This window comes from Shewanella alkalitolerans (assembly GCF_019457575.1).
In the GTDB taxonomy this organism is placed as follows: Bacteria; Pseudomonadota; Gammaproteobacteria; order Enterobacterales; family Shewanellaceae; genus Shewanella; species Shewanella loihica.
This window is the reverse complement of record NZ_CP080422.1, coordinates 1,243,446-1,257,085: the sequence shown is the minus strand read 5'-3', so window position 1 is coordinate 1,257,085 and position 13,640 is coordinate 1,243,446. Positions and strand designations below refer to the sequence as shown.

Below are 13,640 nucleotides of genomic sequence, written 5' to 3'. Positions count from 1 at the left end.
AATCTAGCGGCTCCCCGAACCCCACCTGGCAATTACAGGCAATCTAGAATTGGCAAGTAATCAGGCTATAGAAAGCGTTCTGGCTACGGCGAGCAATCTGACAATGAAAGAAATCTGCTTATTTATTCTGAATCTCTGCAAGACAGATAAGGCCCTGCAGTTCTTTGCTCGCTTTTTTCCGCTATTCCGCTCTTGCGCATTTCCCTAGAGCCCACTCGTCAGGCGCTACTCTGAATCAGAAAAAAGCGCTAGATGCATCATGTATCAAGGGCCGCCGATAAAGACGCCAATTAAGACATAACACATCTAGCCATCTCTAGTATCTGGGGAGAGACTATAGGAAAAAACAAACACAATAACCATTGCTACAAACTTAATGGCTACTGCCAATGCACAAGTTAGGAGACCTCTTCCTAACAATGCAAACCTTACAAAACGAACGTGCCACACAAGCAAATGACAACGCTGTCATTCATTAATCTACCTAAGAAAGAACAGAATTTCTACATTTTTTTGACATTCTGAGGCAATTTTTTATCTGCCCGTTGAAAACCGCCAGTCCCAGACACAGCTCCAATGGCAGTAGTCAGCATTAGCCACCACATAAATATGACAACGCTGTCAACTATTGATAACATCCAGAAGATACTCAAAGCCGAAAACGAGCACCAATGCTAACGAAAAGGACCTATGAGTATGGGTGTGGCGCCAGATGATAGTGTGGAGAAAATGGGAGGCCTTATGAGAAAGGTATTAAGAAGAGCAAACTCATGCCCTACCAGCGATAAATTTAATTCAAAGCGCCGAACAGTGAAAGTTGCTCAACTTAACGCCTTTATCGCACCACTTTCGCGCCTGCTTGCTCTATTAGTGCTTGCACTATGGCCGCCACTAGCGGTAAAAGATTAACCCAGCGTTTCCCAGCCTAACGAACAGTGGGCAGGGAACAAACACCACAAACTAAAATTAACTAAGGTAAAAACATGGCAAAAATTGTCCCCCTATCGACAGAAAAACATCTCAACATCAAGCTGACTCATTCAAACGATTTTAGCCGTTTCAACAAGGAACATCTGATCCCAGTGCTGGCCAGGGAGATCCCTAGCCTGGCAGCCGAATTTCCCATCGTCTTTGTGAAGAATGGTGAGACCGGCCAGTTTATTCCGGTGGCCATCATGGGGATCGAGCCCGAAGTTAACCTCTACTGCCAGAGCAACCAATGGGATGCGCCAATCAGCCCAATCGGCTTTAGCAATGCGCCGCTGTCCATCGCCAGAACCTCGGAAGAAGGCGACAACGTGATCGTCTGCATCGATGAGGAGAGCCCTATGGTGTCTGAGGACGCTGGCAATCGACTCTTCACCGACGAGGGTGAGCGCAGTGAATACTTGACGGCGCGAACCAATGCCCTGCTGGATGTCGCCGCCATGCATCAACAGACACAGGCCGTTTGCCAATACCTGGCAGATAAGAACTTACTGGTTTCTCAGCAGCTAACGATTAAGCTGGAAAGATCTGAGCAGAAGATCAACATCAATGGTGTCTACCTAATCGACGATAAGGTGCTGAACGAGCTAAGCGATGAGGATTTCCTCGAGCTTAGAAAGAAAGGTTTGCTGCCTATCGTCTATGCTCACAGAGCCTCGCTCAACCAGCTGTCTCGCCTCATCGCCAAGCAAAACCAGTTCGATAAGCTACAATAAGCATCCGCTGCAAGCGAATGGTGGGACGTTGGAATAAACAGCGCCCCGCCAAAGCAATTGTGCCCTTTCAAAAATCAAACATCATAGCGCTTAGAGCTCAACATTTTTGTAAGCCATATACCGCGATCTTCTCTAGCAACTCCCTATGTTCTGGTAGTTCCTTCATCAGGTGTTCACCCACACTTGCTATCTGCCGCGCCTGGGTCTGCCAGGCTTCTCTGCGCTCTTTAGCTGCAACTTGAGGCGCCGTTGAATAATGCATGCCATAGAGGACATAGAGATAATTCTCTAAATCAAACACCTCAAACTTGCTGAAGAAGTCTTGCCTTATGGGGGAATGGTTTTGCCACAGCTTGAGTCGAGTGGAGAGCTCACAGGGGATCGTTTCCGGATCGCGATTATCGACCCAGAACGACGAATCACTCCTGTCTGACAGGCAGTAGTGCATCTTGATAAATTCGACGACGCGCTCCCAGGCATAGATCATCACCTGATTAAATTGATCTGCCAGCAAGGCAAGCGCCTCACTATCCTTAGGCATGCGATTAGCCACGAAGCCTGCGGCAAAATCGGTCAGCAAGATAGAGGTGGCTTCTAAGGGCTCGAGGAAGCCCTGAGCCAACCCCAAGGAGAGGCAATTCTTATGCAAGAACTCCCTGCGATAGCCAAGTTTCATCGGCAAGACTCGGTATTGATACTTGGCAACATCCTGCCCCAGATAACGGGAGAGCTTATTAAGCGCCGTGTCATCATCCATATATTTAGAGGAGTAGACAAACCCGACACCGCGCCTATGGGTCAAGGCGATATCCCATATCCAGCCGGCCTGATGCGCCGTCGCCAGGGTATAAGGCGGGATCGCCTCATTCTCATCGATAGGAACCTGCACAGCTATCGCCTTGTCGGCAAACAGCTGATGAGACTTATCGACAAAGGGCACCTTGAGCGTCTTGTCGATAAGCAAGGATTCAAAGCCACTGCAATCGATAAAAAAATCCGCGCCGATACTGCCCCGGCAATCGGTTTCCAGGGAGGCGATCTCGCCGTTCTCCCTTAGCGTGACCTCTTGCACATTAGCCATGATATGTTCGACGTTGAAACGCCTGATGGCATTGTCGGCAAGCAGCTTGGCAAACTTAGCCGCATTGAGGTGATAGGCGTAACCTAATGCTCCCTCATATTCACTGTGGGTGATCCGCTTTGGCGCGCGCCCGGCTTCACACACCTTGTGCTGAGGCGAGACCATGTCGCCGTATGCAGTATTAGTATTATCTAGCCAATGCTGGGTCAGATCCTCCCCCAGAGGGCTCGGCATATCGAACAGGTGATGATAGAAGTTCCCAGCCCCGTGACGGTCCTTATCCATCCAGTTGACGAACTTGATTGACTGCTTGAAGGTGACGTCACACCGACGAATAAACTCAGACTCACTAATTCCAAAGCGCTTCAGGCTCTGACGAATGGCGGGTACTGTACCTTCGCCAACCCCTATGATGGGAATATCGGGAGATTCCACCAGCGTGATGGTCACGTCCTGGCGATGCTCAAGGGCCTTGCCCAGGTGATTGGCCGCCAACCAGCCTGCCGTGCCGCCGCCCAATATAAGGATACGTTTAATGTCCATGGTTTCACCTCTGCCCCACTCTTGGTCTAATTAAAGGTCGGTATTATTAACAAGTCACTACTAAAAAGCCGGTGCTAATAAAAAGCCCAGCATAAGCCGGGCTTTGTACACTCATGTGTCGATTAGAATCGCAGTGCGACACCCACCTTGTATCTTGCTTCGCCTTCGAAGCTCCACACTGGGTAGTTATCTTTAAACTCGGCGATCACATCTGGGGCATCCACTGGCGAGACACCGATCTGAATGCTGTCTTCCTCTGTGAGGTTAACGGCTTCGAAGGTCAGATCCATCCAATCGGTCACGCTGTAGTTCATACTCAGATCCAGCGATCCATAGTCTTGGTGCTGACGGTTACCATAGAAACCTGGTAGCTCACGCATCATATATTCGCTACGCCAGTTGTAGGCCAGACGTGCAGAGAAGCTATCCATCTCATAGTAGCCCACTAGGTTAACTGTGTGCTTAGAAGAGTCAGAGAATACGCCCACTCTGTCTGGGTAGTTCTCGGCTGGAGAGCCTGCATCGGCGAAGGTGTAGTTAACCGAGTAGCCAAGACCATTTTCGAACGAGTCTTGCAGCTGCAGCTCAACCCCTTCTATACGACCACCGTTAGCATTGTAGTACTTACTAACAGTCCAGCTATCTTCGCCAGAGTTAGGGTCAATAATACCAATCGACTGCTCAAGCTCCTGACGAGTCGAAATGAATGAAGAAACATCCTTGATAAAGTAAGTCAAAGAAGCCAGCCCTTCACCACCGAAGTACCACTCTAAGCTCACATCGGCCTGGGTCGCCTTAAATGGATCCAGGGCAACAGAACCGGTTACCAGTTTCTCGTTTCCTGGCGTACCATCGTTAAAACCAGGAAGTGTAGGAGTGGCAAACAGCTCAGAATAGTTTGGACGAGACATCACCTGCGCAGCAGAAGTACGTAAAATTAGGTCATCAGCAAGATCGAATGCAACGTTAATACTTGGTAGTACATCGCTATAGCTCGACTTATCTGTGCTCAGCTCATCAGCATACTCGCCCAGTGGGCTTAATGCGTAGTAATCAGAGCTCACATCCGTATTGATGAATCGAAGACCGAAGTTACCACGGATCCCTTCTGCCTCGAAGTTAGCCATGGCGTAGGCGGCCAAGTTCTTCTCATTAAGAGTACCGTAACCAGACTTATCGCGGGTAAAGCCATCTACAGCGGCCTTAGCGTCACGGATCATGGCATCAAAGTTCGGCTTAGGCAGGGTAAAACCTGCACCAGAAGAGATAGTACCTGAATAGTATTCAGAGGCATCCTTAGCCACTATATCACCCACGATTGCCGCGTCAGTTTGCTGCGTCACGTCATGGTCGGCATAGCGTACACCGGCTTTAATCGAAGTGATGGCACCAAAATCAACCGGGAAGGTCAGGTCGAACTGAGCATAGGTCTCTTCGTCGGTGTTAGGCTGCTTCTTCAGCGCCCAACCAGCAGTTTCTAGCTGACCGTTGAAATCGCCTGCATCGAAAGACTTGTTGGCGATGTCGATAATGATCTTCTCACCAGTGGCATCATAGTGGCCGGCGAAGTCACCAGGCTGACCGATAGAGTTACCATAGTTAGAGGTTAGGCTAGTACCACCATCTGCCTTGGTGTTACCGACGCGGCCTTCGAGGGTGAAACCTTCACCCTCATATTTGAAGTCCAGGTCATAGGTATCTGACGACATCTCGGCTTCACGAGCCCAAGTCTGTGCCCAGGCAAATCCACCTTCGCCCGTATGGGTAATGTCAGTACAAACACCCGCAGCATTGGTCTTATTACAAGTGCTGACGCCTTGCTGTGTTGGGAAAAGGAAGATAGAGGTGTTGGCGTTATTTGCTTTTAGATCTAGGCTAGTAACCGTTAGGCCGAACTCTAAGTTGTCGGTTGGACGATACTGGGCGGCAATGTTGTAAGCGGTGCGCTCACGATCTTGTTGGAAAGTTGTCGGCACAATTTCGCCCCAACCCAACAAGGTTTCGATACCGTTACGCTGATAGTCGGTCTGAGAGCCCGCAGCAGAGACCAGAACACCGAAGGTTTCGCCCTCATTAGCCCAGCTATACAAGCCAGAAACCGCAGGGTCTGTCGCTTCAGAGACAGTACCATAATCGCCCTTGGCGCTTAAGAATAGGGTATTGGCATCTAAGTCCAGCGGCTTACGGGTCTTAACGATTACAGTACCACCTATACCACCTTCTGTGATGTCGGCCTGAGAAGACTTATAAACTTCGATGCCGCTGATCATCTCGGGTGGCAGCAGAGAATAGTTAAAGCTACGGTCGATAGCCTGTTGGTCAAACCAACCGGTCGAGGCAACCGAATGACCATTTAACTGGGTGCGAGTTAGCTGAGCAGAGGCACCACGAATCGACACCTGCTGACCTTGGCCAAACTGGCGGTTAACGGTAACACCTGGAATACGACCCAGTGACTCACCTACATCGCCATCAGGGAATTTACCAATGTCTTCGGCTGTAACGGCGTCGACAACGGCATCAGAAAATCTTTTGGCGTTAATTGACGCCTTCATCGAAGCACGCAGACCACGTACTTCAATTTTTTCAATATTATCAGTATTAACTGCTTCTGCATCGGCCTCTGCCGCTAGAGCAGAAACAGACACTGCACCGCTCATCAGCAGCGCAATATTTGTAGCTAGTACACTTTTCTTAAAAGTAGATGGTCGCATCTCGTTTCCCTTCCATAACTTTATTATCTTTTTTCGTATTCATAACCATCCCCGAAGGAATGACAACGCTGTCATGTGAGTACAAAGATTACACAACAATTAACAGATGCGCCACAACAAAATAACCAAAAGCAGGAATTTCTTTGGATTTATACATTTATTAAACAAAACACGCTCTTTGCATCTTGTTGCAATTTACTGATAAACAAGGATAAAAATCACTAATTTTCGAAGCAGTGCAAATGCAATTCGGGATAGAAATCAATTTGATGATTGCTTAATAGCGTAAAACTCAGCAATATTGTCGCCAGGGGAAGTGAGATCTGCTGTGTAACCATACAGTACATTGTTTGAGACATATTTGAATTCTGAAGCAGCTAGACGCTGTGCAGACACAAAGAGTATCCGCTAGATGAAAGTCACCATTAATGACGTCGCCAAATATGCCGGCGTCTCCATAAAAACGGTTTCACGGGTCACAAATAACGAGCCTTCGGTTCGTCAGGCGACGATTGATAAAGTGAATCAGGCGATTGCCGCACTTAATTACCAGCCTAATGTCGCTGCCCGTAATCTAGCCGGCACAAAATCCTATGTGATCGCCTTTGTCTACGACAACCCCAATGCCTACTATGTCATTGATATGCAAAATGGTATTTTGTCTTCCTGTAAGCAAAGAGGCTATGAGCTACTCATCCATCCCTGCGATGCCAAGTCAGATAATATCTGTCAGGAGCTGGTCGATATGGTGCGCCATGCCAGGCTGTCAGGCTTGGTATTAACCCCGCCGCTATCGGAAGACCCCAAAGTCTTGGCGGCCTTGGATCAGATTAATGCCAATTATGTACGCATTATTGCAGGGGAAGAGGTGAACCCAACCGATGGCTTATCGATCCTGGTCAACGATAAACATGGCGCGGTTTCCATCACCCAGCACCTTATCGATCTCGGCCATAAAAATATCGCCTTCCTGAGCGGTGACCATCAACACGAATCCACCAAGGAACGTCTTGCCGGTTTTAAGGCCGCCTTGCAAAACAATCACCTATCCCTTGACGAGTCCAACATCATCAATGGTCAGTATTCTTTTGAATCGGGTGTAGAAGGGGCTAAAACACTGCTGGCGAAAGCCAATCGGCCGACGGCCATAGTCGCCTGTAACGATGAAATTGCCGCAGGGGCACTCTTCGCGGCTAGGTTAGCAGGGGTAGCAATACCCGAGGAGCTCTCTATCGTGGGTTTCGAGGATAGCCCCTTCTCGAGACAGACCTGGCCTAAACTAACCACAGTCCATCAGCCAAATAAGTTGATAGCGCAGACGGCAACCGAGTTACTTATCGAGAATCAGGGCAATAAGCAGAGTGAGACGACTCATCAGGTCTTCATTCCCGAGCCGGTACTGAGAGACTCATCGGCAAGCCCAAAGGCTTAGAAATCGGCATCAAACTTTGATTAATGGTTATCTACAGACAATAAAAAACCGCTGATATCTCAGCGGTTTTTTTATAACTTTAGATTTAGACGGCTTCTTCGTTCTCTTCGCCAGTACGAATTCGAATCACGCGTTCGACTTCGGTAACGAATATCTTACCGTCACCTATCTTACCCGTTCTCGCAGTATCAACGATAACTTCGAGCGCCTGATCTAGCTGCTCATCTTGAATAACCAGCTCAATTTTTACCTTAGGCAGGAAATCCACCATATACTCGGCGCCGCGGTAGAGCTCCGTGTGCCCTTTCTGGCGTCCAAAACCTTTGACTTCAGAAACCGTCATGCCGGTAATACCGATCTCCGCCAGAGATTCGCGTACATCATCTAACTTAAACGGCTTAATAATGGCCTCGACCTTCTTCATCAAACGCTCCCTAAAATTCTGCTAACCCAATTCGACAAAACCTAAGTTTATTAGGCACTAGCTTATCACGTCCACCCAAACCACCAAAGATGATTATATCGAGAGATAAAATGATTCAATATTCATAGAGCAGAACAATATATGCCCATCGCCTAAAGTTGAGCTAACTCTTCTATACTCAATGAACTCGCCCCAAAAACGAGTTCAGGTCATTGCAGGAAGCATAGACTACATACAGCAAGGAATAGCCATGAAACATCATAATGGATTTACACTCATAGAATTAATGGTCACACTCGCCGTTGCGACCATACTCCTCTCGGTTGGCCTACCAAGTCTTACAGATCTCTATCAGGCTTACCGAGCCGACGCCGCGATAAAGATGATTCAACAGACTCTTCAGTTCGCCAGAAATACTGCCATCAACTACGGGCTTAGGGTAACGGTTTGCCCAATAAAAGATAACCAATGTACCAATGACTGGCACCTAGGCCTGGGTGTATTTACCGACTCGGGGACCAGCAACCAGCTCGATGGCACAGACAAATTGTTGATGCAAACAAGTTCATTTGATAGTGGTGACTTTGTCTACTACAACCGCGCGTCTGCTCGTTTTCAACCCGATGGACTTGCATCAGGCAGCAACGGAACTTTAAGGTACTGCCCTGGCTCGGCCAACAGCCCTTATTCCAAAGCCGTTATCGTCAATCAAGCCGGTAGGATACGCTTTTCAAAAGAGAAAAATATCAGCTGCAACCAATAATAGCTCCAAAGCCAACGACTCACGCCAATTTTAATCAAGCCGACAAATTATTGGCATTAAAAAGAATAGCTTATATATACTGAAATCCTAAAACTTCTCGCTTATACTAGGTTACAGTAGCAGTGAGGAATCTTAGATGCGTAAAAACAAAAACGGTTTTACCCTAGTTGAATTGATGGTCACCATTACAGTTGCGTCGATTATACTAACTATCGGCATTCCCTCTTTAGTTTCTGTTTATGAAAACGTTAGAGTAAATAGAAACATCGAAAAAATTAACAATATCCTCACCTTCGCCCGAAATCAGGCCGTCAGTTACGGCAGAACGGTAAATGTTTGTGCTTATGCATCTGCAACTTCTTGCGGTACAGATTGGGGGAAAGGTATTCGCATTTATGTGGCGACTGGAAATAAAACACTACGTGTCATTGATGGATTTAACAATAATGATGCTATCTCTGGACCTGGAACTGAACTGACTTTTTCTTCCGAAGGACTATCCCCTTCCAACGGTACTTTTATTTATTGCCCTAGTGGCAAAGCAAATGCTTCAAAAAGCGTTACTGTGAGTTCAAGTGGGTTAATTAACTACGGTACAGATAATCAAGCTTGCTCTTAAATATAGACTTAAATTAAAAAGTCCATATCAAAATGATATGGGCTTTTTAATAAAACCAGCTCTATTTTAGGATTTCTGAACTTCTACCTTAGTGTTCGCTTATCTTGTTCTTTGGCCTGCTTACTGCTGAACTCTTCACTTAAAGGCACACACTCTTCAACATTCTTAATAAAATATTTTTTTCCTTTAACATCAACTCTTTGCTTTCCCAAAAGACTTTTCATCTTTAACAGAAGATCTTTGCTATCCCAGCTGTAAAAAACGACCTCTTTGCCTTTAGATGAACTATTAATAAAACATTTATAATCCTGCTTAGCAGCAAACACCGCATTAACTGAACTTGATAGCATGATGACTAATAAAACTGCTACTAATTTATTCATTTCCAACACTCCGCTGAAGGCCCTTTAACACCTGAGGATGTAATACTAATTGTTTTACAAACCGAATCTCGACTCTTCTGTGGTTCATTAGCTACAGCTTTAACGGTAAAACTTGATCCGCCTATAGCACTTAACGTGTAAAGATCATGTTCAGTATTAAAAGTAGTACCGTTTCCTAATCCTAAATCCGCCATACTGCTTGCATATTGACGATTGTCCAAATAGTACTGCTCCTGCAAATTAGCTGCTCGCATCACTGCAGCAACACCTTCTGAACGTCCGCTCTTAGTAACGAAGTCAATATAAGAGGGATAGGCGATAGCCGCCAATATTCCAATGATCACCACAACGATCATAACTTCAATTAGGGTAAACCCCTTCATCTTATCCATTTGTTAATTATTCTCATCAATATGATAATAAATTCTATTAGTACTTAGCCCACTTCCTAAAGCAACCGTACCTTTACATTCACCGTTTTCACATTCCCCTTTACCCACACCAATGATATAGGCAGTAGAATCTTCCCCCTCTTTGGGTTTAGGTATTACTATCTGCGGCGTATCAGGCACCCGTTCACCAATTTCATAATAAGTTTCGCTATAGCTTCGAGTACCTTTATGTAGATCAAATACATAAAGACGCCCTTGGCCAGCAAAACCACAAATTCCGGCATCTAAATCAACATCTGTACGCGTCGGTGGAATGAAAGAGGTGAAATAGACCTTGCCGTCAAAAATCAATGACGCTGACAGTGTTTTCTCACCAGCAACACTATAATCGTAATACCAGCCTCGTTTTGTACCAAATGTAACATTTTCACTATCAGAGGTAGGCGCCGACGTAGTAACATCATACAAATTGCTAATAGTTAATGCTGCCGGTGCATCTGTACTAGTAAAGGTTTTAGTTACCACATTACGATCTTGAAAAACATAAAACATGTCATTCGTATTCATATCTAGTGGATGAGTCCGATTTCCCGAACCAATGGTCACTGCATCATAAGGAACACTCTGATAAGTAAGAGCCCCACTATTATCATGAATGTTATTAAACTGAGTCTGCGCAACAGATGGTTCGGCAAAGAACATCCTGTCATTTGGTGAAGTAGAGGTCGCAATAGACGCAAACTTAAACGTAGACCAAGTCGATTGAGTCGATTCTGGCATATCCATACGCCAAATATTTCCGCCAATATCAGCCGCATAAATTCTATCGGTAATACCATCGTTATTGCTGTCTAATACAGCTACCTTATTGGGAATACTAGACATACCTGTCGATGTAAACTTTTTGATAAAAGCACCTGTTCTCGCATTAGCAATATAAACAGCCTCACCGGTACCTTCATTGGAAGCCATGCCCCCACCAATGACTAAAACAGGATCATCGACCCCTGGCACAAAAGTCACCACTGGCTCTGACCAAGACTGGCCGAGCTCCTCAAAACCTACCGTATTCGAATCTATTTTAACTATAGGATCCCACAGTAACTTTGGAGCATCAGGATCTGTTATATCCAAAGCGTAGTATGATGTACCTCCTCTACGCATACCAAGGAACACCCAAGCTTTATTGACCTTTCCACTTGAATCAGTTTCCGTGTAGGCTACTGGTGATAAATCCATGCCATACACGCTATGAGTTCCCGTTGGATCATTCTGCCTAAGCTTAGGTATATTTCCCCACAATTCTTGCGGCAAAAACGCCCAAGACTCCGAGACAGTGCCTATGGAATAATCATCACTCCCCGCATCTGAATCTTTAAACATATGCACTAGGCCTTGATTAGTTCCAACTAACACTCTTACGTCTAGGTTTTCACAACTCTTACCTAAAGCCTTTGCTGCCACACACTCATCACCGACTAAAGGCTTATCACCAAAATTGATCGCCAGTGGCTTAGAATGGAGAGGGTCGCCCATAATGTCCTCTCTGGCATCAGAGTGACTACCATCGTTATCATCATCATCGACATCGACGCCATAGAGCCAATCCAAATCGTCTTGAGAATAAGAGGATACAAATCCAACTTCAACGCTACTTATATCCTCAAGAGCTGTACCATTGTTAGTAATTATTATCCTAGGATTGGTCTCACTTATAGCTCGTACTCTTAGCATAGGTAATACACCACCAGCGTTGACTTTATTGCCATCAACATTATTCGCGGCACAAGTATTCCAATAAGTACATGTTGAAGCAGCTATATTACCATTACTGTCGATTGCCTTTGTATTACCTCCAGGCCCAACTATCTCTCCCGCAGAATTCACTTTCAACTTCTTAAGATTACCACTCCATCGAGGCCCTTTACCCGGTAAAAACATAGCGAAATAAGCAGAGTTATATGTCTGTGTTTTATCGAAGTTATTACTTGCAATACTTGGAGAGGTAAATGAAGAATCAATTGAATAGATAGACTCCAGCACTTCATAAAATGCCTCTTTTAACGCCAATTGATCTTCAGCTTTTTTATATCCTTTCGACACCAGATTCCCGTCAGCATCCTTCTCCCTTATTGAACCAGCTCTGTACGCAGTCTCTTCTAACAAGGCGGCAGCCCTTTCAGCGCCGGCCGAAAAACCTATAGTAAATACACGCACGTTTTGTTCATGATCGACGCCATTAATGTCTTTAACTCCAACAACCAGATCGTTGTTTGCCATATAAGACGCTAGAGCAGGTAAATAACTATCTTCACGTTCGTCTTTATCATTTACAAATGCAAATGGGCTGTAATCTCCCTTTGAGTTTCCCTTCGAAAACAAAGATATAAGAGATGAATCGGCAAATTTATCTAATGTTGGTGCACCATCAGTGATATAAACAATATATGCGGTATCCGCGCACTTTTTAAATGGGGTTGTATAATTACCTGAGGATAAAATACTTGGCGGCGTGTTTGGCACATAATCATCTATTTTGTCATTACCTTTGGCGTTACTATCTTTATTACCAAAGGTCACAGGTCCACCACTGAAATACTGATATGCTTCGTACAAGGTTTCACACAAAGGCGTATTCGTTTGCGCTGGCATGCTATTTATCAAGGAAATAAGCGAATTTCTGTTAGCATCGGTCATTTCTTTGATATCGGAGACAATTCGACCTCCATCAGCATTGCCTTCTTCAGCATGATTTAGATTAAAAACAGCCAAGCCAGCATCAATTCTTATGTCAGAATCAGCCCAATCTTCTAAAACATCATTAAGCGCAGATTTTGCCACTTCTAAACGAGTGCCTGTTGTACCACTATTCTGACCATCTTCTGTGGTAGTGACCCATTTATACCAAACGAGGTAGCGAGATGTATAAAGCGTTACCGGAGCTCCTTCCATAAATAAATTTTTAGTATCAAGATTGAGAGAATCGCTGTACATATTCTTATTATTAATTGGGTATCCTGAATCTGAAGTGCCTGGATTATTATTATACCCAACAGGAATACTAACAAAATCTTGATAACAATCGACAATTTGGCCTTTATTGAATCCTTCATTGTCAGCTAATGGAACCCAACTTCCAGAATTACCTTTTCCCTTAAACTCTCTTAAAAAACCTGTATATCGTCCTTTATCTTCTAATGCCTTCGCAGCATTTGCACAGTTATTATTGTTGAGATAAAAACGCCTAGAATCTGTAGGATCATCGGGTGTAGGTGCCAAACTGGTATTATCAATGCCACCGGCATTCCAATAAATACCTTTATCATTAATATAGCCAGAATATGCTTCGGCATACGCATCAAACTTTTCGCACCCCTCTTGACCCGGTGTAGCACAATAGCTACTAACAGCATTTTCGCTTTCCGTAGTCATACTGCCAGAATTATCAAAAATAAATAATATCTGCGGAGATTTACCTGTTATTGCATTATTTTTTATTAAATACAACTCTGTATCATCAGCAAGCGATACGCCCGAAGCCACTGTAGCCGCCATTACTGCACTGCATAGTATTTTCTTAAACATA

10 protein-coding genes are annotated in these 13,640 nt (G+C 45.1%); 4 read left to right on the top strand and 6 right to left on the bottom strand.

The window, feature by feature from the left end; genetic code table 11:
- The first annotated feature begins 983 nt into the window (after positions 1–983).
- Positions 984–1,703, top strand: a complete 720-nt coding sequence (locus K0J45_RS05570) for a SapC family protein (protein ID WP_011864918.1) — start codon at positions 984–986, stop codon at positions 1,701–1,703.
- 97 nt (positions 1,704–1,800) lie between these two features.
- Here K0J45_RS05570 and K0J45_RS05565 read toward each other — a convergent pair whose 3' ends face one another.
- Together K0J45_RS05565 and K0J45_RS05560 are read right to left on the bottom strand one after the other, a co-directional pair.
- On the bottom strand, positions 1,801–3,327 hold the full coding sequence (locus tag K0J45_RS05565; RefSeq protein WP_220044586.1) for a tryptophan halogenase family protein: 1,527 nt from the start codon (positions 3,325–3,327) through the stop codon (positions 1,801–1,803).
- A gap of 122 nt (positions 3,328–3,449) precedes the next feature.
- A complete protein-coding gene (locus K0J45_RS05560; RefSeq protein WP_220044585.1) occupies positions 3,450–6,041 on the bottom strand; it encodes a TonB-dependent receptor in 2,592 nt (863 codons plus the stop codon).
- A 412-nt stretch (positions 6,042–6,453) separates the two neighbouring features.
- Between K0J45_RS05560 and K0J45_RS05555 the strand changes: the two genes are divergently transcribed.
- Positions 6,454–7,473: a LacI family DNA-binding transcriptional regulator gene (locus K0J45_RS05555; protein WP_220044584.1), complete on the top strand. Its 1,020-nt coding sequence runs from the start codon at positions 6,454–6,456 to the stop codon at positions 7,471–7,473.
- 85 nt (positions 7,474–7,558) lie between these two features.
- Here K0J45_RS05555 and K0J45_RS05550 read toward each other — a convergent pair whose 3' ends face one another.
- Positions 7,559–7,897 (bottom strand): P-II family nitrogen regulator, encoded by a 339-nt coding sequence (locus K0J45_RS05550; protein WP_011864914.1) that lies wholly within the window; start codon positions 7,895–7,897, stop codon positions 7,559–7,561.
- Positions 7,898–8,147: 250 nt separating this feature from the next.
- Between K0J45_RS05550 and K0J45_RS05545 the strand changes: the two genes are divergently transcribed.
- Both K0J45_RS05545 and K0J45_RS05540 read left to right on the top strand, forming a co-directional pair.
- Positions 8,148–8,660 carry a GspH/FimT family pseudopilin gene (locus K0J45_RS05545; RefSeq protein WP_011864913.1) on the top strand — a complete coding sequence of 171 codons (513 nt, stop codon included), beginning with the start codon at positions 8,148–8,150 and terminating at the stop codon, positions 8,658–8,660.
- 136 nt (positions 8,661–8,796) lie between these two features.
- On the top strand, positions 8,797–9,279 hold the full coding sequence (locus tag K0J45_RS05540) for a GspH/FimT family pseudopilin (RefSeq protein WP_220044583.1): 483 nt from the start codon (positions 8,797–8,799) through the stop codon (positions 9,277–9,279).
- Between the two features lie 83 nt (positions 9,280–9,362).
- Here K0J45_RS05540 and K0J45_RS05535 read toward each other — a convergent pair whose 3' ends face one another.
- From K0J45_RS05535 to K0J45_RS05525, 3 genes are read right to left on the bottom strand one after another with little or no spacing between them, the layout of a single operon-like run.
- Positions 9,363–9,662 carry a TapY2 family type IVa secretion system protein gene (locus tag K0J45_RS05535; protein ID WP_220044582.1) on the bottom strand — a complete coding sequence of 100 codons (300 nt, stop codon included), beginning with the start codon at positions 9,660–9,662 and terminating at the stop codon, positions 9,363–9,365.
- Complete coding sequence (locus K0J45_RS05530; RefSeq protein WP_220044581.1) at positions 9,659–10,054, bottom strand: type IV pilin protein; 396 nt, start codon at positions 10,052–10,054, stop codon at positions 9,659–9,661. Before K0J45_RS05530 ends, K0J45_RS05535 begins: the two co-directional genes overlap by 4 nt.
- A 3-nt stretch (positions 10,055–10,057) precedes the next feature.
- Positions 10,058–13,639, bottom strand: a complete 3,582-nt coding sequence (locus K0J45_RS05525; protein WP_220044580.1) for a pilus assembly protein — start codon at positions 13,637–13,639, stop codon at positions 10,058–10,060.
- Position 13,640 lies beyond the last annotated feature (1 nt).

Coding starts and splice junctions, on each gene's coding strand:
- K0J45_RS05525 (WP_220044580.1), bottom strand. CDS start 13,639: ATGTTTAAGAAAATACTATGCAGTGCAGTAATGGCGGCTACAGTGGCT.
- K0J45_RS05530 (WP_220044581.1), bottom strand. CDS start 10,054: ATGGATAAGATGAAGGGGTTTACCCTAATTGAAGTTATGATCGTTGTG.
- K0J45_RS05540 (WP_220044583.1), top strand. CDS start 8,797: ATGCGTAAAAACAAAAACGGTTTTACCCTAGTTGAATTGATGGTCACC.
- K0J45_RS05550 (WP_011864914.1), bottom strand. CDS start 7,897: ATGAAGAAGGTCGAGGCCATTATTAAGCCGTTTAAGTTAGATGATGTA.
- K0J45_RS05555 (WP_220044584.1), top strand. CDS start 6,454: ATGAAAGTCACCATTAATGACGTCGCCAAATATGCCGGCGTCTCCATA.
- K0J45_RS05565 (WP_220044586.1), bottom strand. CDS start 3,327: ATGGACATTAAACGTATCCTTATATTGGGCGGCGGCACGGCAGGCTGG.
- K0J45_RS05560 (WP_220044585.1), bottom strand. CDS start 6,041: ATGCGACCATCTACTTTTAAGAAAAGTGTACTAGCTACAAATATTGCG.
- K0J45_RS05570 (WP_011864918.1), top strand. CDS start 984: ATGGCAAAAATTGTCCCCCTATCGACAGAAAAACATCTCAACATCAAG.
- K0J45_RS05535 (WP_220044582.1), bottom strand. CDS start 9,662: ATGAATAAATTAGTAGCAGTTTTATTAGTCATCATGCTATCAAGTTCA.
- K0J45_RS05545 (WP_011864913.1), top strand. CDS start 8,148: ATGAAACATCATAATGGATTTACACTCATAGAATTAATGGTCACACTC.